We start from the raw sequence: 20,640 nt of genomic DNA on the forward strand, positions 1-20,640 counted from the left end.
AATTACATGACTTTTCTAGGTAAAAATAGAGGAATAGCATGATTATCCATTCCTCTGTTACTTGTTATTTTCCAAACGAAGACAAAAACTTAACCCGATCTCCCATTGGTGGTACGTTGTTATCTACAAGGGAAATTTCAAGTAAAGCCGGACCTTGCTGCTTTAGTAAATATTGAATTTCGGTTTCTTGAATGTCTTCCATTGCCGTAATCTGATAGCTCGGTACACCCATTGCGGCTGCCATCGCTGCAATTGAAACAGGCTGTTGCTCAAATCTTTCATGAACCCGTTTGTATTGCAAGGCATGTCCGTGATACACCATGCCTAGTCTCGCATTGTTCATGACGATAAATAAAATAGGAAGATTATATTCCTTTGCAGTTAAGAGCTCCATACCATGCATAAAGAAGCATCCATCTCCTGTGATACAAGCAATCGGTCTAGATTGATCCGCTAAGCTCATTCCTATCGCAGTCCCAATTGCCGTTCCCATTGCCCCGAAGTGAACATTAAGATCAAATGACTGATAAGAAGGCACCTTCATATAATGGATGACATAGGACATGAACTCTCCAATATCTACGTTGTATCGCATCGAAACAGGCATTTGCTTTTGCACTGCTAACAATACATTTTGCGTATTATATTCCTCTGTAACCTCATATGTAATTTCATACATGTTTTCATCTACGGAAGCACTCATTCCGCGTGCTTCTAATTCATCAATAAGCATGCGAAGTGTTTCTCTCACATCTCCTAAAATTGGCATATCAACCGCATACTTTCTTCCGAATATGTCACGATCATGATCAATTTGAACGACATATCTATTTTCTGTTAGCTTTGTATTATAGTTATTTGTTGCTGTTTCTCCTAGGCTAGAGCCGATCACAACAAGTAAATCATTTGCTTCCCCATGAATAAGGGAGGAAGCTTGCTCGTGACCAGCAAATCCATAAATTCCTTTATACAATGGATAGGATTCTGGCAGCAAGCCCTTTGCTTGCGGGGTTGTGACAATCGGATATTGTAGCAACTCTGCTACCTGCAGAAATTCAGGAACAGCATGACGTGCTCCTTGTCCGATGAAAAGAATTCCTTTGCGAGCCAGAAGCTGATTTGCAAGCTCTGCGATTTCTTCAGCTCTCGGAACAAGCTTTTTGCGAACCGGGAATTGCGGTATGATAGCCGATTCAATTTGTTCAAGCTGCAAATTAATTGGCATCGCAACATGTACCGGACCTGGTACACCAGAAAGGGCGATTTCTACCGCCTTTGCTACTTCCGTTAGTAAATCCTCTGCTTTCTGAACGGTCACACTGTATTTTGTTACCGGTGCATAGATAGGTTCTGCATTTAACTCTTGCGAAGCATTTAAACCAACTGTAGTCGTAGGAACAGCTCCGGTTAAAAATAAGATGGGAAGCTGTTCCCGCATTGCATTGGCTGCACCCGTCACTAAATTGGTACTTCCAGGGCCACTGCTCGCAATACAAACCGATAAATTGCCTGAATACTTTGCGTAGCTAGCTGCCATATAAGAGGCAGCCCCTTCATGCTTCGCTACAATCGGTGTCATGCTCGGGATTGTGTACAATTCATCAAAAAAAGCGTTCACGGAGCCTGCTGGAATACCAAATATATATTCCACCCCGCCATTTGCTAAATAATCAAGTACCGGTCTGACTGCTTTCATTGTTATCCTCCTAGTGTAGTTAAATAATTGCTGGATCTAGTGTATGAGATAATAGTAGATTTGTTAGGTCTTTTGCTGGCAGTGGCTTACTAAAAAAATAACCCTGTATTTGATTACATGCCTTAGATTGCAAGTAAACAAGCTCTTCCTCTGTCTCGACTCCCTCGGCAGTCACAATTAAATCTAATTGATGCGCCAAATCAATGACTGTTGAGGTAATCGCTTTAATTTTGGGATCAACCTTGCAATTACGAACAAAGGACTGGTCAATTTTTAAATTATCAATTGGAAAATCTTTCAAATACCGCAAAGAAGAATAACCTGTTCCAAAGTCATCGATTGCAATTGTAATACCAAGCTTTTTTAATTTGTGCATTTTTTCAATGGCAGAGCTTTGTAAGACTACACTTTCCGTAATCTCAATCTCTAAATGCTGCGGACTTAACTTGGTTTCTGCGAGTATATTCCCTATAATCATACTGATGTTCGATTGATAAAACTGTCTCGTAGATACATTCACAGCAATGCTAAGCTGTTCAAATCCGAGCTCTTGCCATATTTTATTTTGCGCACAGGCCTCGCGTAAAACATACTCCCCAATGGATAAGATTAAGCCCGACTCTTCAGCCAATGGAATAAACCTAGCTGGAGAGATAAACCCTAATTGCGGATTGTTCCATCTTAGCAATGCCTCGGTGCCGATAATTTTCCGTTTGCATAAGTCTACTTTCGGCTGATAATACACTTCTAACTCTCCACGCTCTAACGCCGTATGAAGACTATTTAATAGCTCCGCCCGTTCCTTACTTTCCTTATTCATGACAGGAGAATAGAAATGATAGCAATTTCCACCATTCTCCTTGGAACGGTACATCGCTGCATCAGCACGAGCAATCAGCATTTCTACTTCATCGGCATCAGTTGGATATAAACTAACCCCGATACTTATGGTTGTAAACAAATCCTGTTCTTCAATGGTAATTGGATCTCGGAACGCTTTCAAAATGGTCTCGGAAAGGATAGATAGTTCAGATGATCCTATTACATCCTCAATTAATATCAGAAACTCATCGCCGCTTAACCGGCCTAATGTAGCTCGTTTGTGCATACAACCTAGCAATCGGTTTGCCACCTGCTCGAGCATTTTATCCCCCATGCTATGCCCTAACGTATCATTAATGAGCTTAAACCGGTCTAAGTCAAGGAACATAACAGCTATAGAGCTTTTCTGCTCCTTTGCCTTTTGCATCGTCGCTTTAATTTTTTGATTCAAGGAAAATCGATTTGGAAGCTGTGTAATCGAATCAAAGTAAGCCTGATGATGAATTCGTTGCTCTAGAATCTTTCGTTCGGTGATATCCTTAAACGTAACGACAATCCCAACAATCTCTTCCTCTTCTCGAATTGGTGTACTTACATATTCAATTGGGAATATAGCCCCATTTGTTCTGCAATAGTATTCATCATTTCGTTGCTGGACAGTTCCTTCTGTTAAAGCCGTATAAAGAGGCGACTCCTGAAAAGAATACTTGTTTAAGTTTCCACGCAAATGTTGAATAACCGCTTCATAAGGCTTACCCACGACCTTATCTATCGTCAACCCGAGCATTTCTGCCGCCTTCGGATTGCAAAATGTAATGATATGGTTTCCATCCATACCATAAATACCCTCACCCGCGGAGTTTAAAATCAATTCGTTTTGCTTACTTAAATGCTGAATTTGTGCGACTACTGATTCTAGCATTACATTCTTTTCTCGAATTTCTTCAGTTCGTTTTGCCACAATTTCCTCTAAATTTTCCCTGCGTAGTATATTGGCTAATGCAGTTCCAGATGCATCAACAATGGACTGTGCAAGCTGAATTTCATATTCTTCATAGCTATGTGGTTCATATAAACTCACAGCTGCAATTGCCCCTACTACTTCGCCAGTTGCAATAAGCGGAAAAATATACATCCCGTGTATATTGAAATTCTCAATGATTTTTCGATTTGGCCTTGGATCTAATTCCACATTTGGAATAATAATTGGCTTCTTCGTTTGTAGCACTTCAACAAAAACAGGGTCATTCTTAAAATCCGCATTTAACTTCTCATGATCCTTCTTCCACTGTTCTTCATCCCAATCACTTTCTGCACTCAATCCTGTAGGTGATATCTTACCCTCAAAATGATCAACAATATGAACCCCGATATTTTTATTCTGCAATACTTCTCCAACATAGTGAAAACATACTTCAAATACTTTCTGACTGGTTAAACATAGAGAAAACTCCCGTATTGCATCCAGTAAGATTTGCTTTTCAGCAAGAAGAGCTTGTTTTTTTGAGAATAAATTCGTATTTCGTATAGCGACTGCTGCCATATTTACATACGCTTCGATGGATTCGATTTCATTCTTTGTTAAATTTAAAAATTGGTCGTAATTAAACAAAAACACAGCGCCAAAAATCTCTTCTTCATAAATAATCGGCATCGCAAATAGAGACTTAATACGAAAATTCTCAACCGGCCTTGCATCGGGCCGTTTATCTAATTCTGTATTCGGAATGTAAATGCCTTTCTTTGTTCGAATGATTTCTCTTAGAAGCATATCACTATCTGGATGAATCACGTGCTGATCCAATGTCATACCGTTAATCGTTTCCGGTTTGCCAACATACCCTCGAAAGGAACCGTCTCCTTGCTGAAGATAAATTCCTACCGAATCACATTGCACAACCTCTTCCGAAATTGCTGTAACTACATGTCCCAACGCTTCATACAAATCTAATTTCGAATTAATAAGCTCTGTAATCTTAGCAAGCTTGGAAAAACGTGCGTTTTCTGGCATAGTAACCCCCTTTCTTGCCTGTATCTATCATCACAAAAAGGCAATTAGAATAAATGAGCATAATGCTTCTGCAATAGGGTCACAACTAATCCCATCGTTTGACCTTTAAAGGAATCGGCAACCGGTTCACCCATAGCCGTAGTATAGGAAGATTTACCTGTTTCTTCATCATACATAAAGCCTAGTTCTGCTAATGCTTCCTGAATCAACTCAGGTAATCCAAAGCGTCCCATCTGCTCCGTAAAATACGCTGTAGGATAAATTTCCACTAACCCGTCTCCAACATCGGTAAAAACAGTTAGTAAATCATAATCGTTTTTTAGTATCCATTGACCTTTAGAAAACAAGGAAATGCGAGCGTTTGCTAACAAAGATATGCCATCTAAATTCACACCATAAATATCATTGATAACTTTGCGTATTTCTGAACCTGTTAAATCCTGGTTTACCTCCAAAAATAGATCCATAATTTCCGTCTTACTTAAGTCGCTTACAGCGTAGATGTTTCCTACAGAAGAACCATTCTCAATTACGTTCATTAAATACGCTGGATAGTCCTCTTTCTGCGGAGATACAACTTTTTCTAAATGAATAGCAAACAAGTTATCTACTATTTCTCGAATCACTTTACCTGAAACTTTAGTACGTTCCGTAAGCAGAGTGTCCATCTTCTCTACCTTACTCAAATGATCCACTTCATTAGTTTCATACTCCGGATTTGCATAAACGAGTTGTGTCAAAAATATTCTTCCCTTCTACGTTGAATGCTAGGTTTAGTTGTGTGATTGGTTGCAATAACTAGTAGTATAAATAAACACTTTCTATCTAGAAACATATATTCTATTTTACTTTTAGTAATTATAAAAATGAAAGTAAAATATTATTACTATAATGTTAAGTTATCGAAGATCGTACGCTCCTTACTGACATCATATCGTAAGAAAATAGACGAAACAATATTGTAATAAAAAAAGATTGCCATCAAAGGCAATCTTTTTCATTCCTAATCATTACACCATTAGCTTACAAATATCATTCGTAAACTCTACTGGATCTTCAATGGATAATCCCTCAATGAGTAGTGCTTGGCTGTACAATAAATTCGTAAATAATGCTAATTTATCTTTATCCTGTTCAAACGAATCTTGTAAGGAATGGAACACTTCATGATTTACATTGATTTCTAAAATCTTGTCCGCTTTTACGTTTTCGTTATTTGGCATAGATTGCAGTACTTTTTCCATTTCAATCGTAAGCTCACCGTCCGTAGAGAAGCAAACCGGATGTGTTTTTAATCTCTTCGATGCCCGTACATCTTTTACTTTGCCAGATAAGATATCCTTCATCGCTGCAAAGATTTCTTTGTTTTCACTTTCTTCATCATCTGTCTGTTTTTGTTCTTCTGACTCAATACCTAGATCACTGCTAGATACGGATTTGAATTCTTTCTCCTTATAAGTCATAAGTGTTTTGATTGCGAATTCATCAATATCCTCAGTAAAGTAGAGAATTTCATACCCTTTATCAGATACTAATTCTGTTTGTGGCATTTTTTCGATTCGGTCGTAAGATTCACCAGAAGCATAGTAGATATACTTTTGCTCTTCTGGCATTCTAGAAACGTATTCGTCTAACGTTACCATTTTCTTCTCTTTTGAAGAGTAGAACATAACTAGGTCTTGAAGTACATCTTTATTTGCACCGAAATCACTATACACTCCGTATTTCAATTGTCTACCGAAGGACTTATAGAATACTTCATACTTTTCACGATCATCCTTTAGCATACCTTTTAATTGGCTTGTTATTTTGCTCTTTATGTTTTTACCAATTAATTTTAGCTGTTTATCATGCTGTAGGATTTCGCGTGAAATGTTAAGTGATAAGTCTTCTGAATCTACCATCCCTTTAACGAAGCTATAGTAATCTGGAAGTAGATCCGCACATTTTTCCATAATTAATACGCCGTTAGAATAGAGTTCAAGTCCCTTTTCAAATTCCTTTGAATAATAATCAAACGGAATGTTTTCCGGAATGAAAAGAATCGAATTGTAGCGCACTGCACCGTCTACTTTGACATGAATATGCTTCAGTGGTTTATCAAAGCCATAACGTTTTTCCACATAGAAGTTTTCATAATCTTCGTTAGTGAGCTCGCTTTTATTCTTTCTCCAGATTGGCACCATGCTGTTAATCGTTTGTTCTTCTTGTACAGATTCGTACTCGCTTTCGCTTTCTTCTTTTAATTTGCTTTCAGTGACATCCATTTTAATTGGGTAGCGGATGAAATCAGAGTATTTCTTTATAATTGCTTTCAGACGATATTCTTCTAGATATTCATCATAGTTCTCATCTTCTATATTTTCTTTTAGCTTCAAAGTAATTTCTGTACCTACTGCTTCCTTATCACACAGTTCAATGGTATAGCCATCTGCACCTTCCGATTCCCATTTATAAGCTTCACTACTACCGAGTGCCTTACTCTTTACCGTCACTACATCAGCTACCATAAATGAGGCATAGAAACCCACGCCGAACTGACCAATAATATCATAGCCGTCTTTCAATTCCGTTTCCGCCTTGAATGAAAGTGAGCCGCTCTTCGCAATGACACCAAGGTTTGTTTCAAGTTCTTCCTTTGTCATTCCTATACCTGTATCGATTAGTGTTAACGTTCTATTTTCCTTATTTGGAACTACCTTTATGTAATAATCTTCCTGATTGAAGCTTAGTTGTTCATCGCTCAATGCTTTGTAATAAATTTTGTCGATTGCGTCACTAGAATTGGAAATTAGTTCGCGTAAGAAAATTTCTTTTTGCGAATAAATCGAATGAATCATCATGTCAAGAATTCGTTTGGACTCCGTTTGAAACTGTTTTTTCTCCATTATGAATCTCCTCTCAAATTAGGAATCGTTACAATTTCTTAGCACTCGGTTCGATAGAGTGCTAACTCTATTTTAATAACATATCGTGAAGGATATGTCAATGCATACCAGTTTTAAAAGGAGGGCTTAGTAAAACCCATGGATCTATTAAGACCTATTCATGGATTACTAATTACATTATATTATTTCTTCATTCTGATTGGCTATCTGGAATACCTTCTTTTGCAAAGTTACTTTCTTGTTCCAATTGCAACAAGTGTTTTACCGAGACCATATATTACCTGGAAAGAAAAAGCAAAAAGGAGCCTTGTCTACGTTAATAGAAAAGGCTCTTTTAAGTCCTGCCTATAATATACCGAAGTGTGATGAAGCTTAAGACACTTTATATTTAAAGCGATAGAAGACCAGTCCGATAAGGGTGCCGATAGCGGCTGGAACAAGCCATCCTAATCCTAAATCATAAAATGGAAGAATATTGGAGTAAAACTTTGCAATGCCGTCAAAAACAACATTTTGTGTACCTGGCATCATGGTTATTAATGCATTGTAGCCATCTATTAAGCTAATAATTAATGTTAAAGCTACAGTTGAAAAATAAACTGCGGAATTGCTTTTGAATAGATCGGCAAACAGTGTTAGCAAGATAAGCACAATGGCTATTGGATAGACAATCATTAAAACAGGAACAGCTAATTTCACGATATTCGTTAGACCCACATTTGCGATGATGAACGAAATAAAACTCATAATGAAAACAAAAGTTTTATAGCTTACCTTTGGGAACACTTCATTGAAGAAGGTGCTGCATGAAGTGACAAGTCCGATACTTGTTTTAATACAAGCTAACACGATAATTAATGCAAGCAAAAGACCGCCAAACGTGCCAAAATAGTGATGAGATACAGCGCCAAATATAAGGCCGCCATTCTCAAGTAATCCGACTTGGTTCACACTCGTCCCGCCCATATAGGCGATGCAGCCATAAATCACCGTCATCAGTCCCATAGCAAAGAGTCCTGACTTCCATGTAACATCAGCTATCTTTTTAGCATCCGTAATACCGCGCTGCTTAATCGCGTTAATAACGATAATCCCAAAGGCAAGTGAAGCTAGTGCATCCATGGTGTTATAGCCTTCTTTAAAACCTGTTGTAAATGGCTGTGTAACATAAGTGCTTTGCGCATTATTGAAAGTACCCATTGGTTTGATAAACGAAATAATAATTAATAAGAATAGAAAAAATAAGAAGATAGGTGTTAAATATTTTCCGATGTAATCCATAGCTTTTGCTGGATTACGAGAGAAATAGTAAACTGCAGCAAAGAATACGAAACTAAAAATAGCAAGCATGGGCGTTTGCATGGACTGACTAACATAAGGTTGAATACCCACTGCAAATGGAACCGTAGCCGTTCTTGGTAAAGCAAATAAAGGTCCGATAATTAAATATAAGCAAATGGAAAAAGAAATCCCAAAGATTGGATGGACACGGCTAGCGATATCTTTCAGACCGTTGCTGCCAGACAGTCCGATAGCGATAATCCCAATAAGCGGCAGACCGATTGCCGTCGTAAGAAAGCCAATTAGAGCTAACCAAAAATGATTACCTGCAAGCTGGCCCAATTGAATGGGGAATATCAAATTACCAGCACCAAAAAACATACCGAATAGCATGGTGCCGACAATTACATACGTTAAGTAATAATTGTTCTTTTGCAAAATTAAAACTCCTTCTTTTTTATTTGCCTAAAAGCAACACTTTTTTTAGGTAGAATGAGATCGACAAAATGATGTATTTAGCGATTAAAATACAATTAATTGTAGATTATAGCATAAACTTTAGCTGGCTAAAATGTCTTATCTATATGTTTATTAATTCAATAAATTATAAATATTCATAAAAAAAAGTATATTTACTTTTAGGAAATCGGAATCAATTTTTCTGTTCAAAAATCAAAAAGAATACGAGTTGAAATAAGTACGTTCACGCAAAACCAAGCGTTTTCCTGATTCCAGCATTTCATAATGTTTGAGCATGCAAGCCGAGCAACTTCAAAAGGATGGATTTGATATAAAACTATTGTACAAAACCGTGAAAGAACATGAATACGGTGGAGAATTACTAGAGCAATTTTTGATACTTGCTGGATTAAAAGAAATATGTTTATAACCAAAGAAAAAACACCACTAAACCAGTGGTGTGAACGCTCATCTTCTTTAGATTATTGGGCTATATTATAATGCATCATGTTCAATCAAACGTTTGATTGATTTAATCGCATCAAAATGCATGCCTTCATGATACATGCTAAAGCTTAGAAATTCTGCTACAGATGAAAGAGTTATCCCAGATGAAGTTGTGTACGGCTCCTTGACCGCTTCTGTAATACGTGGTTCTAATACTTGTTCTATTCTAACTATTTGATCTTGAAGCAATGCAATCAATTGCCGAAGAGTCGGCACCTGTTCATCCCAATCTGTCGGCTTTGAGCCTGGGCCAAATTGTTTCATGAAATGATCTGGCATATTCATTTTTTCCCCTGTGAAATGAAAGGCAAACCTTTCTTGCACAACATAAATATGTCCAAGATTCCATTTGATATTGTTATTAAACCCTTGTGGTATATATAGCGATGCTTCCTCATACAAGTTTTCCACACTACGAATCGTATTCTTACGTACAAATTGTAATTGCTTGAAAATATAGTGACTCATTCTTCTTCCTCCCCAGAATTCAATTTCATAGCCAAAAGGTTGGGTACTGCCGGGTGTCTCGTAAGTTATTAATGATTAGCGCTGTGAAAACAATCATTACCGACCCAAGGAGGATTGGCATAAGCAAGTAACTAAAGCTATCCCCCCATTATCACAGCAAGTGGGTCTGCTCCTGCTGGGGAATGTGTTGTTCTTGTCATCATCATACTTGCATTTGCTAATCCTACAGCTAAGCTCATTAGCCAAACGGCATTTGTCATATTTGTTAAAAGCGCTAATATCAAAATTGTTACAAATCCACCGACTAGTCCCGTTATTACATCTTTTGCATTTACCTGTAAGGGACTTCTCCCCTTCCCTTTCATTTTTGTTATAAAATGATGGGCTTGTTTCTGCTTTACTATTTCTAAATCACTCATCATTCTCCCTCCTTTTATTTACATTTTACTTTACATCGCCTAAAATAACCTGTCAGTCATAGTTCCTTTACTCCTTTCCATTCTTTTTCTAACCATTTTCTTATTATATGGACAGTTAGTATAAAATACGAGATAAGACAAAACGCTAAAAAAAAAGCACGCCCCAAACGTTACGTTCGAGACATGCTTTCTTTGTTTCTTATTTTCTAACCGTAAGTACGCCGTCTTCCATTTGATACACCTTATCACAGTATGCAAGCATCCGTTCATCATGCGTAACCATAATAGCAGCTTTATTCCGTGCTTTTACTTCTTTTGCAATGAGCTCAACAACTTCATGTGCGCGGTGAGAATCTAAGCTTGCTGTCGGTTCATCTGCTAGAATCAAATTCGAATCATTCACAAAAGCACGTGCAATGGCAACGCGCTGACGTTCGCCGCCAGATAATTCATTTGGAAACTTATTTAATTTATCTTCTAATCCTAGTTCAGTTAACAATTTAATAGCAAATGCTCGGTCGTCCTTTGTTACACTCCCCGCCATTTTCTTAACGATCAACAATTGATCAATCACTTTCAAGTAAGGAATGAGATTAGATGTTTGAAGAATAAATCCAATTTCATTTAGACGCACGCTTGAGAGCTGTTTATCACTCATTTTGGCTATATTGATATCATTTAAAATAACTTCTCCTTGTGTTGGTTGCAACAAGGCACCTGCAATAGAAAGAAACGTACTTTTTCCTGAGCCTGACGGACCAACAATCGCAATAAACTCTCCTGGTTCAACCGCTAACGAAACGTTGTCTAATGCTGTGACCGTAGAGTCACCCTCCTGGTACATCTTTGTAACATTCTTCATTTGTAATCCAATCATCATTCTACCCTCCCTAGAGCAGTTAGTGGGTCGATTTTTGTAACGCGTCGTACTGATACAAGGGAACTTACTACACTAATGAGTAATAATACAAGACTGTATATGAATACCATTTTGGCATCTAAGCTAAATGGCATTTCTTTCGGGAAAATAAGAGCCGTCAAATACGTTAAAATTACCCCAATTGCGATACTAATAAATGATAGAACAAACACCTGTGAAACAATCGTGCGTACTAAGAAGCGATTGCTTGCACCAATCGCTTTCATGACGCCAAATTGGTTTGATTTTTGAAGAGTAAGTACATAGAAGAATACTGCAATAACAAAAGCAGAGATGACAACGAGAAAAGCAAGCATCATCGTAATGGTTCCATTTTCTTCTTTATATCCAGGCATACCTTGTACCGCCTTTGCCTTCGTTGCCGTTTCAATTCCACTTATTTGCTTATCTATATTGGCAGCATCCACTTTCGTCCCCTGCACAACAATTGCATTGACAACGTCTTTTATTCCATTATTGGCACCTGGAGCTGCAAATTGATAGGTGCGCCACTCTTCCATTGTTGCAAAAAGGGCAGGTAAGTGATTGTACGTTTGGTTTTCCACAAATCCAATAATTTTGAAGCTTTCCTTCGAACCAGACGCAACGACCGTATCGCCAAGTTTATATCCTTTATCCTTTAATGTCTTGTTTGCAAGCACACCATTTTTAATGGAGGCATCTAACGCTACGCCTTCAACTATTTTTGGTTCTAAAAATGAGCCTGGCTCGATACCAAGAAGGGCAATATCCGTTTTATCTGCTGAATTATCCATTTTTTCTTTCGAAATAGCACCCATTGCAGCACCAAAGGCGGCTACATCTTTCACATTATCTTGTTTCTTTATATCTTGCGCTAACGATTCAGAAAGAAGGGATTTACTAAAGGTAGCACCTGCTCCCTTTTGATATACAACATAATCCGCATTCATATTTTTGACGCTTGCCGCACTTAATGTGGATAGACCATTCCCAAGCCCGGAAAGAATGAATACAAGCCATGCAATGAGAACAATAATAAAACCAATCATGAAATAGCGTAGTTTCGAACGCTGCATTTCTTTCCAACCTAAAAACATCGAATCTCCTCCTTTTTTAAAAGTTACACATCCGTCACTTTTGGTAAAAAAAAGTTTCACGCATACATGAGTATACACATAAGTTACACATCTGTCACCTATTGTTTATTGGAAATCCCATGGAGAATCATTTGTTTTACTGCCTGCATAAACGTATCAGCTGGTACACCGGTATGATTTGGTATATCAATGGTTTGAAAGATAAATCCAATGATCATTTCATTCGAAAGAGAATCAACGAGAAACCCTTCTTTCTTCCCGCGTTCGATTATCCCTTGCAAAGGACGATACATCCCAAAATGCAATTGCTCCAATTTCTCTTTCTTTTTGATGATAGTATTCATTCCCCTACTATCAATCTGACTCGCTGCCCCAAGCATTTGGTGAAGATCTTTGTATTGAAAGATCTTATGAATGAGCTGATCCAACTGCTCTATAAAAGTAGCCTCCGAATCAATCCTTCCGATTTCCTCAACTATTTCATTCATTTCTTCCAGCATGAAATCCATAATCAGTTCTTCTTTGTTCGTATAATATTTATAAATAGCTGCACGTGAAACAGCCATACTTTCTGCCAATAAACTAATGGTAAATCCTTCATAGCCAACCTTAAGAAGTAGTTGCTTCGTCAATGTGAATATCTCTTTCGTTGTAAACTTTCGCTCCCTAGCCACTTCACTCACCCCTCATCCTTACACAGTGCCTTCATTTTACACCTTGCTTTCATCAAAATACTAGCACTTTTGTACAGAATAAAAATACAGCACAGGCGTGAGGTTACAGTTTTGTAACTATTACGTGAAACATGTTACCATAAGGAAGAATAGTACGATTTATAGCTATAAAAATTTTGTAAAAAGGGGCGCTCGTATATGTATATCGTCACAAATCGCATTAAAGTAAAAAAAGGATTTGCTGAAAGAATGGCACCTAATTTTACACGTCCAGGTGTTCTAGAAACATTCGAAGGATTTCTAAAAGTAGAAGTTGCGGTATGTAAAGATTTTGAAGAATATGATGAAATGAGTGTAAACATGTACTGGGATACACTTGAACATTTCCGCGTGTGGCGTGAAAGCGATGCATTCAAAGCAGCACATAGCCGTCCAGCCAAAGACAGTGGCAGCACGCAAGCAGAATCACCGCTACTCGGTAGCCAAATCGTTATCGCTGAAGTAGTAGCAGCGCTTCAAGGTAAGTAACAGTAAAAACAAGAAGGAGGGCTCATCCCTCTTTTTTTATTCTCGCTTTCGTTCCTATACTACCGCCTTTTCCACCTCCCCAAGCACACTCCCTTCTCACCCATCAAAAAAGGCGCTCACTTTTCCCTGAGCACCTTCCCATCTTTATTTCGTTTTCATCCCAGTATAAATCCATACCGCGTCGCGCAAAAACTGCGCAGCGCCTTTATGCGTTTTCTCATAATACGCAGTAAATCGTTCGTCGTCGACATACATCTGTGCGACACCTGCATGTGCTTCCTTCGTATACTGATTCCAGAAATAACAGAGCCACTGCCGGTGCAAATCAGCTGCCTGCTGCGCCAATTCGCCGGCAGGATCACCGGTAACAAATGCTTTGTTCAGTACCTCCAAAACCTGCCCCCCAAGATTTTCAGCCTCTCGGTATTTCTCCTCTGACATCCCTTTTATCTTTTCGTTCGAACGACTAACTTGTTCGTCCCCATATTTCTCTCTTACTTCCTTGCCATACTTCTTTTCGTTCTCATCTATTAGCTGTTGTTTAAATCCTTCAAACTTTTCACGATCACTCATCATTATTCTCCCTTCTCTTACCGCTAACGTCTTCTCTACATTCGTAAGCAAAACGTCTAGCTGTTTTCGCTTTGTCAGAAGCCTTTCACGATGCTCTTCCAATGCTTTTCTGTCATCGAAGGCAGGAGAAAATATGATATTCTTAATCGTTTCCAAATCCACATCAAGCTCGCGGTAAAATAATATTTGTTGCAACTGATCTACTTCCACCTGACTATAAATCCGGTACCCTGACGAATTGATTCTCGCCGGCTTGAGAATCCCAATTTCATCATAATATCGAAGCGTCCTGCTCGTAACCCCAGCTAGCTTTGCCAACATTTGCACCGTATACTCCATACCCTCATCTCCCTGACATCATGACTATAAACCTTTACGTAACGAGAATGTAAAGAGGGATTTTCATCATCATATACACTAGTATTGCTATTTGATTTTAAAAAATCAAACCATAAGAATGGAGGATAACGGAATCAACTCTCTCACGCTCCTAGAAACTATTTTCTTAAAATAGTAATTTTAACTATTTTCACTATGGCATAGTCATAAAACCGCCCTCATCTATTCTTGTTTGAATCTACTCAAATTTCCTTGATTTATAAGTCCCGTAAATAATTGACGGAACTTTAATGGATTGTTAAAATATCGATAGGAATAAATGTGAATCAATTCATATTTTATGGATTTTGTTTTTCTAATAAAATATTAAAAAGGAGGCTATTCATCTTGAAGAGAATTCTAACACTAAGCACTCGGAAGCTGAAGGAAACTGCAAAGCACGGCGGATGCGGAGCATGCCAAACATCTTGCCAGTCCGCTTGCAAAACGTCTTGCGGCGTTGCAAATCAAACGTGTGAAAACACACAGAACAGATAAGAAACAAAACAGATACCGCCCATGCTTCCATACAGATGGGCGGCAATTTTTTGGAGAGTTTGGTGATCAAAGTGATACATCAATATAAATTAAATGGATATAACATCGTGCTCGACACCTACAGCGGATCGGTGCATGTGGTCGACGACCTTGCCTACGAAATCATATCGCTTTATGAAAATATGCCTGCAGAATCAATCATGATTATGATGATGGACAAATATACATTTGATTCTAGCGTCACCGTGGAAGACATTCGTCAAACAATCGCAGATATTGCGGAACTAAAACTAGAGGGACAACTCTTTACTGAAGATGAGTTTAAGGACCTCTCCATAGATTTGCGAAATCGCCAAACGTATATAAAGGCGCTCTGCCTTAATGTTGCGCACACATGTAATCTATCCTGCGAATACTGCTTTGCCAGCCAAGGGAAATACAACGGAGACAGAGCCATCATGAGCTATGAGATTGGACAAAGGGCTATCGATTACTTATTAGACAATTCGGGCCATCACCGAAACCTCGACATCGACTTCTTCGGGGGCGAGCCACTCATGGCCTGGAAGGTTGTCAAACAAATTGTCGCTTACGCAAGAAGCAAAGAAAAAGAGTACAAAAAGACATTCCGCTTCACTTTCACAACAAACGGAATGCTACTCGATGACGAAGTTACTGAATTCTTAAATCAAGAAATGTACAATGTCGTACTTAGCCTTGACGGAAGAAGAGAGGTCCATGACCTACTTCGTAAAACCGTGAACGGAAAAGGAAGCTACGATCATATCGTTCCCAAGTTCCAAAGCTTTATTGAAAAGCGCGGAGACAAAGAATATTACGTACGTGGAACCTACACCGGTAACAACGTTGACTTTACCAATGACATCTTTCATATCGCTGACCTTGGCTTTGACAAGCTCTCCATGGAACCGGTCATCTGTCATCCAAAGGAACCGTATGCACTCACCGAGAAGGACCTCCCTGAGATCTACAACCAATATGAAATTCTCGCCAAGGAAATGCTCACACGCGGTGAAAACGGAAATGGCTTCACCTTCTACCATTACATGCTTGACCTATCCGAAGGCCCTTGCATCCAAAAGAGAATTTCAGGTTGCGGATCCGGAACCGAATATCTCGCTGTCACACCATGGGGCGAGCTCTTCCCTTGCCACCAGTTTGTCGGTGATGCAGCATACAGCATGGGAAACATCTGGGACGGAATCACAAAACCAGACATTCAAGCCCAATTCAAAGAAAGTAACTGCTACTCAAAACCAGAATGTCAGAACTGCTGGGCAAAGCTCTACTGCAGCGGCGGTTGCCCGGCCAACGCACTACACGCAACCGGCTCCCTAAATGGAACGTACGACTTCAGCTGCGACATCTTCCGCAAACGAATCGAATGCTCGATGATGTTGAAGGTTGCTGAATCTATAAAAGAGATGGAAACGGATGAGCAAGCTTAATACAAACATATGAATTCTATGAAACCTTACCGCAAACCCCGGGTAAGGTTTTATTTGGATCATAGCTACTACATCACAAAAAAGAACAGCCTCAAAAATAGAGTGAGCTGTTCCCGCCAGAAAAAACATGATATAAAATTCGATTAAGCGACCTTCTTGCTTACCCCGCCCTTTTGTCTTGTTTCTGGGAAGGTAGCTGCCATAAAGATATATATAGTAGAAAAAGCAATAAAGAAAATCATAGATGGTACGTAGCCTGCGCTACCTAGAATGTAACTCCAAATGATTGTCGCGATTGTTTGCCCTGCATAAGCAAGTGCCCAGAATAAACCGAACATAATCGTCAATCTTTGCGGTGTCATTCCTTTTAATTCGTGCGGAAGATTCAAAAAGATTGGGTACTGAATGTACATGAAAAATCCAGACAAAGCAATTAAAATGTAAGAAAGAGATGGAATGGAACTTGCAAACACTAAAGCAAGAGCAAATGTTCCAACCATTCCAATTCCGGATAATATAAGAATTGGCTTTCTCGGCATATCTCTATTTCCAATCGCAATCCCAGCAAATGTTCCGATAATCCCAAATCCTGAAATCAATAAGTTTGTAACAGAACCATTTAATAAGGTATATTGCTCAAAAACCGTTTTGAAACTTACAAGTGATAAAACATATAAGGTTAAGAAAGAAGCAAATGCTAGACCATAACGCCATAAGAACCCATCCTTAATCGCATCCTTATAACCGTATGACTCAGCTTGTCCATCATTATTATCTTGTGTTTCAAAGCTTTCTGCCTTCCAAAGCCAAGCAACGAACATCACAATCGTCAAAGCAGCAAAGCATGTTAATGTGAAACGCCAGTTGGAAACCATTTGTTTAGAAAAAAGTGTAAATAAGATAGCTACAATAAATGCACCCGAATTATAGGAAACCGTATTCGCTGCATTAATACGTAGCTTTACCTTTGAGTTTGTTACATAGTGAGCAACTACAGGGTTCATATAAACGATAACCATAGAGCCGCCTACAGCCATTACCATTCTTGCTACCGTATACGCCCAGTAGTTAGGCAGATAAATTGCAACAATCCCCATCATTAATAGTCCAATTGCCGTACCAGCGGCTTTCTTAGGTCCTAATTTCATTAGCACAACCGCTGCTAATATGTTGGCAAACACACGAGCTGTTGTAATCGAATAATTCACCAATTGAGAAATAACAGGACTTACTGGACCGCCAAAGAAGAATTTTGTAATTTGCGGTGTCAAAGAAGATCCTGCCACCCAGTTCATTGCAAAGGTTACGTAAGCAAGCCATAACACAGCCATCATAAAATAACCTTTTCTTGTATGATTAATAGTATCCATAATATCACCTACTGTTAGTTATATTATATGCAAGGTAAAGTATATACTACACCAATGGCAAAACAAGACACTTCACGAAATAGCCAATAAACCTCCATATTGAGTGCGCTTACTTGACACAATTGATATTTTTTGAATTTTTCTGATCATTTATGCCTTTTTCAGGGATGTTTAACTTTGTATATTCTGGCAGGTGAAAGATATACTCATGTGGATATTTTTCAAGTGACTTTTCGAATTAAAGCAATAATGAATAAAATGAGTGGAACACCGGTTTGCAAAGGTAAGTGGAGATAAAGAGGAACCCACTTTAATCCAATTTGAATATGTTCTGTAAAATTGCTTGCAATTTTAATTGATGAAATTAAGATAAGTACACTAAGAGCAAGAATACAATACGTAATGTGATTTTTCTTTGTTAAGTGGAATATTTCAACAACTCCAACAAAACCTGCATAGAAAAAGATCATAATTTTAATAAAAACACCTAGAATTAAAGTGGCGACAACAATCACGTCTAGCCTCTGGATAAAGTTTGCTATATTTACTCTAGAAATGGTCTCAAGTAAGGGAAACTGATTTGCAGCTACAGCAATTGGTCCAAGGATGGATATTTCAATTGCAATCGTTACACTTAGGACTATTCCACTAGCAAGCATAGCAAAGAGTCCAACTCTTCTCCCCAAGTGAGGTTTATTCAAATAGGGGAGAATCATAGTAAATACAACCATTTCGCCAAACGGAAACGTATAGGTTTGTTTAAACACAGTAGAAAGGATCGGTTTCCACCCGTTCTCGAAAAATGGCAACAAATTTTCGATTTTGACAATCCCTGAAAATACAATGACAATAATTCCAATAAAGCCTAATAAAGATATCAGTAAAAAAACAAGTTCACTTGTTCTTCCGATTCCCTCTATCCCCTTAGCTATACCGAAACTAATTAAGAGGATCATCAAACCGTTTACAACAAGTAATGGTGTTTGACGCAAAGTTGAGGTGATTAACAAATCTCCGAAATCTCTTAATACCCTTGCCGCAATATAAAGGAAGTATAAAACATAGATAAAGGATAGAGGAATTCCTATATACTTGCCAACTAGTTTTGGTATGTACCCAATTAAAGTTTGATTCGGAAATCGAAAAAAAAGATAACTATAGATTAGAAATAAAACCAGTCCGCTCATCATCCCCAATAGAATTGCCAACCAGGCATCCTGCTTTGCTTGCAAGCCGACACCAACCACAATAGAACTTCCAAGTTCAAATAAATACATGAGACAAAATAATTGAAAGGGACTAATCTTTTCTTTATCCATTTGAATGACCCTGCTTCCTAATCGAATCTGTATTTCTTTTTTTGAATCGCTTCTTAACTGTGTCAACTACAAGTAACATAACTGGTAAAATCAATCCGTAAATAAGTACGAAAGGTGTCCATGCTTTTAGGATGAACCTATTAAAATAAATGATATTCGGAAACAAAATGATTGAAAGGACCAGGACAATCATCCCTAAAGGAAAGGTTAACATCTCGTACTTTTTCAATCGAAATATTTGAGCTAAGCTTAATGCCATGGAATAAAAACAAATGGTGGTTTTTATAAACATAGAAATGAAGAGAATACCTCCAGCTAAAACTTCAACTCTTTGAATAAAATTACCGATATTTATTTTTTGTGCTAGAGCATAAATAGGATAATTCAGATTGGAGGTTGAATCAGGTCCGAGAACAAGAATAGAAAAAATGATAATAAGGAATATGAAAATACCACCCAGCATAGTCGCAATGATTAAGGCCTTTCCAATCTGTTTAGGTGTATCCACATAAGGCGTTATCATTAATAAGATGACTATATCCAAGATAGGAACACCAAGTAATTGAAAAGCTCCCCTTAAGACTGGTTTGATACCATCCTCTAGAATAGGCGCTATATTCTCAAACCTAATTTCAGGTATTAGAAAGAGGATCGTGAAAAGAAAAAAAAGAAAAATCGTTGGAAGAATGATTTCAGAAGTCCGAGAAAAAGTTTCAAGACCAAGACGCACTGCAAAAATAACAGTTAAAATAAAAATAATTTCAATAGCCTGAATCGGGGTTTCAGGCATAAGATTCGTCGTTATAAAATCACCAATCACTCGAACCAAACCTGATGTAAGAATTAAAAAATACAAGAAGAAGAGAAACGATACGATTTTCCCAATCCATTTTCCTAATATAGTTTCACTGGTTTCAATCAATGTCATCTTAGGATAACGTCGCACAAGAATTCCATAAAGTAGTGCCAGTAGGAATCCCAAGCCGATGCCGACAAGGGCCGAAATCCAAGCATCCTGCTTTGCCAAATTTACTACTATATAAGGAGATAATGAGGTAGATGTACCAACCATAAAAAGCAATACCAAAGTTGTAAATTGACTAATAGATATCTTTCCTTGTTCCGGCATTCTTTTTTCCTCCCCTACCCCAATAGATAATCAATCAAGTTCATCAAGGGCTTAAGGATAATCAAAAGCCCTTCTGAGGGATTTGGTAAATTAACATCTAAAGCGAAAGCCATCATTAATGCGGTGCCTAATAAGAGTAATACGCTAAACACA

At 38.2% G+C, this 20,640-nt stretch carries 17 protein-coding genes and 1 pseudogene; 4 read left to right on the forward strand and 14 right to left on the reverse strand.

The genetic code is table 11. The annotated features are described in order from the left end of the window. Positions 1-64: 64 nt before the first annotated feature. The 5 genes from ACAN53_RS16845 to brnQ all read right to left on the reverse strand — a co-directional run bounded on the left by ACAN53_RS16845 (position 65) and on the right by brnQ (position 9,136). Positions 65-1,696: a thiamine pyrophosphate-binding protein gene (locus ACAN53_RS16845; protein WP_379971318.1), complete on the reverse strand. Its 1,632-nt coding sequence runs from the start codon at positions 1,694-1,696 to the stop codon at positions 65-67. Positions 1,697-1,715: 19 nt separating this feature from the next. Further along, positions 1,716-4,529, reverse strand: coding sequence for an EAL domain-containing protein (locus ACAN53_RS16850; RefSeq protein ID WP_379971319.1), 2,814 nt, complete (start codon positions 4,527-4,529; stop codon positions 1,716-1,718). Positions 4,530-4,573: 44 nt separating this feature from the next. Next, positions 4,574-5,269, reverse strand: coding sequence for a hypothetical protein (locus ACAN53_RS16855; protein WP_379971320.1), 696 nt, complete (start codon positions 5,267-5,269; stop codon positions 4,574-4,576). A 270-nt stretch (positions 5,270-5,539) separates the two neighbouring features. Next, positions 5,540-7,417: a molecular chaperone HtpG gene (gene htpG / locus ACAN53_RS16860; RefSeq protein ID WP_379971321.1), complete on the reverse strand. Its 1,878-nt coding sequence runs from the start codon at positions 7,415-7,417 to the stop codon at positions 5,540-5,542. A gap of 372 nt (positions 7,418-7,789) precedes the next feature. Then, positions 7,790-9,136 (reverse strand): branched-chain amino acid transport system II carrier protein, encoded by a 1,347-nt coding sequence (brnQ, locus tag ACAN53_RS16865; RefSeq protein WP_379971323.1) that lies wholly within the window; start codon positions 9,134-9,136, stop codon positions 7,790-7,792. A 316-nt stretch (positions 9,137-9,452) separates the two neighbouring features. Here brnQ and ACAN53_RS16870 point away from each other — a divergent pair, with 316 nt between their 5' ends. Further along, positions 9,453-9,587: a hypothetical protein gene (locus ACAN53_RS16870; protein WP_379971324.1), complete on the forward strand. Its 135-nt coding sequence runs from the start codon at positions 9,453-9,455 to the stop codon at positions 9,585-9,587. 65 nt (positions 9,588-9,652) lie between these two features. Here the strand turns inward: ACAN53_RS16870 and ACAN53_RS16875 are convergent, their stop codons facing one another. From ACAN53_RS16875 to ACAN53_RS16895, 5 genes and pseudogenes are all read right to left on the reverse strand, one after another. Then, the gene (locus ACAN53_RS16875; RefSeq protein ID WP_379971325.1) at positions 9,653-10,132 is read right to left on the reverse strand and encodes a DinB family protein; all 480 of its coding nucleotides are present in this window, start codon (positions 10,130-10,132) and stop codon (positions 9,653-9,655) included. A gap of 25 nt (positions 10,133-10,157) precedes the next feature. Then, positions 10,158-10,551: pseudogene (locus ACAN53_RS16880) on the reverse strand (HPP family protein). Positions 10,552-10,750: 199 nt separating this feature from the next. Beyond that, positions 10,751-11,428: an ABC transporter ATP-binding protein gene (locus ACAN53_RS16885; RefSeq protein WP_379971356.1), complete on the reverse strand. Its 678-nt coding sequence runs from the start codon at positions 11,426-11,428 to the stop codon at positions 10,751-10,753. Then, positions 11,428-12,549, reverse strand: coding sequence for an ABC transporter permease (locus ACAN53_RS16890; protein WP_379971326.1), 1,122 nt, complete (start codon positions 12,547-12,549; stop codon positions 11,428-11,430). Before ACAN53_RS16890 ends, ACAN53_RS16885 begins: the two co-directional genes overlap by 1 nt. A gap of 98 nt (positions 12,550-12,647) precedes the next feature. Further along, the gene (locus ACAN53_RS16895; protein WP_379971327.1) at positions 12,648-13,223 is read right to left on the reverse strand and encodes a TetR/AcrR family transcriptional regulator; all 576 of its coding nucleotides are present in this window, start codon (positions 13,221-13,223) and stop codon (positions 12,648-12,650) included. Between the two features lie 198 nt (positions 13,224-13,421). Here ACAN53_RS16895 and ACAN53_RS16900 point away from each other — a divergent pair, with 198 nt between their 5' ends. Beyond that, positions 13,422-13,751 carry a heme oxygenase gene (locus ACAN53_RS16900; protein WP_379971329.1) on the forward strand — a complete coding sequence of 110 codons (330 nt, stop codon included), beginning with the start codon at positions 13,422-13,424 and terminating at the stop codon, positions 13,749-13,751. 144 nt (positions 13,752-13,895) lie between these two features. Here the strand turns inward: ACAN53_RS16900 and ACAN53_RS16905 are convergent, their stop codons facing one another. Continuing rightward, a complete protein-coding gene (locus ACAN53_RS16905; protein WP_379971330.1) occupies positions 13,896-14,663 on the reverse strand; it encodes a MerR family transcriptional regulator in 768 nt (255 codons plus the stop codon). A gap of 387 nt (positions 14,664-15,050) precedes the next feature. On the opposite strand from ACAN53_RS16905, the gene scfA reads away from it, so the two are divergent. Both scfA and scfB read left to right on the forward strand, forming a co-directional pair. Continuing rightward, entirely contained in the window at positions 15,051-15,200 is a 150-nt protein-coding gene (gene scfA, locus ACAN53_RS16910; protein ID WP_379971331.1) for a six-cysteine ranthipeptide SCIFF, read from the forward strand. 71 nt (positions 15,201-15,271) lie between these two features. Beyond that, positions 15,272-16,669: a thioether cross-link-forming SCIFF peptide maturase gene (gene scfB, locus ACAN53_RS16915; protein ID WP_379971357.1), complete on the forward strand. Its 1,398-nt coding sequence runs from the start codon at positions 15,272-15,274 to the stop codon at positions 16,667-16,669. Positions 16,670-16,812: 143 nt separating this feature from the next. On the opposite strand, the gene ACAN53_RS16920 is transcribed toward scfB, so the two are convergent. The 3 genes from ACAN53_RS16920 to ACAN53_RS16930 form a co-directional block, all read right to left on the reverse strand. Further along, entirely contained in the window at positions 16,813-18,039 is a 1,227-nt protein-coding gene (locus tag ACAN53_RS16920; RefSeq protein ID WP_379971333.1) for an MFS transporter, read from the reverse strand. A gap of 221 nt (positions 18,040-18,260) precedes the next feature. Next, complete coding sequence (locus tag ACAN53_RS16925; RefSeq protein WP_379971334.1) at positions 18,261-19,358, reverse strand: GerAB/ArcD/ProY family transporter; 1,098 nt, start codon at positions 19,356-19,358, stop codon at positions 18,261-18,263. Further along, positions 19,351-20,487 carry a GerAB/ArcD/ProY family transporter gene (locus tag ACAN53_RS16930; protein ID WP_379971335.1) on the reverse strand — a complete coding sequence of 379 codons (1,137 nt, stop codon included), beginning with the start codon at positions 20,485-20,487 and terminating at the stop codon, positions 19,351-19,353. Before ACAN53_RS16930 ends, ACAN53_RS16925 begins: the two co-directional genes overlap by 8 nt. Positions 20,488-20,640 lie beyond the last annotated feature (153 nt).

It is taken from the genome of Ectobacillus soli, from assembly GCF_042610425.1.
GTDB lineage: Bacteria > Bacillota > Bacilli > Bacillales > Bacillaceae_G > Ectobacillus.

What these genes read in the sequence shown, in the direction of transcription:
- ACAN53_RS16900 (WP_379971329.1), top strand. Translation starts at nt 13,422, where the DNA reads ATGTATATCGTCACAAATCGCATTAAAGTAAAAAAAGGATTTGCTGAA.
- ACAN53_RS16890 (WP_379971326.1), bottom strand. Translation starts at nt 12,549, where the DNA reads ATGTTTTTAGGTTGGAAAGAAATGCAGCGTTCGAAACTACGCTATTTC.
- ACAN53_RS16845 (WP_379971318.1), bottom strand. Translation starts at nt 1,696, where the DNA reads ATGAAAGCAGTCAGACCGGTACTTGATTATTTAGCAAATGGCGGGGTG.
- ACAN53_RS16930 (WP_379971335.1), bottom strand. Translation starts at nt 20,487, where the DNA reads ATGCCGGAACAAGGAAAGATATCTATTAGTCAATTTACAACTTTGGTA.
- ACAN53_RS16905 (WP_379971330.1), bottom strand. Translation starts at nt 14,663, where the DNA reads ATGGAGTATACGGTGCAAATGTTGGCAAAGCTAGCTGGGGTTACGAGC.
- htpG (WP_379971321.1), bottom strand. Translation starts at nt 7,417, where the DNA reads ATGGAGAAAAAACAGTTTCAAACGGAGTCCAAACGAATTCTTGACATG.
- ACAN53_RS16925 (WP_379971334.1), bottom strand. Translation starts at nt 19,358, where the DNA reads ATGGATAAAGAAAAGATTAGTCCCTTTCAATTATTTTGTCTCATGTAT.
- ACAN53_RS16875 (WP_379971325.1), bottom strand. Translation starts at nt 10,132, where the DNA reads ATGAGTCACTATATTTTCAAGCAATTACAATTTGTACGTAAGAATACG.
- ACAN53_RS16870 (WP_379971324.1), top strand. Translation starts at nt 9,453, where the DNA reads ATGCAAGCCGAGCAACTTCAAAAGGATGGATTTGATATAAAACTATTG.
- ACAN53_RS16920 (WP_379971333.1), bottom strand. Translation starts at nt 18,039, where the DNA reads ATGGATACTATTAATCATACAAGAAAAGGTTATTTTATGATGGCTGTG.
- ACAN53_RS16850 (WP_379971319.1), bottom strand. Translation starts at nt 4,529, where the DNA reads ATGCCAGAAAACGCACGTTTTTCCAAGCTTGCTAAGATTACAGAGCTT.
- ACAN53_RS16885 (WP_379971356.1), bottom strand. Translation starts at nt 11,428, where the DNA reads ATGATTGGATTACAAATGAAGAATGTTACAAAGATGTACCAGGAGGGT.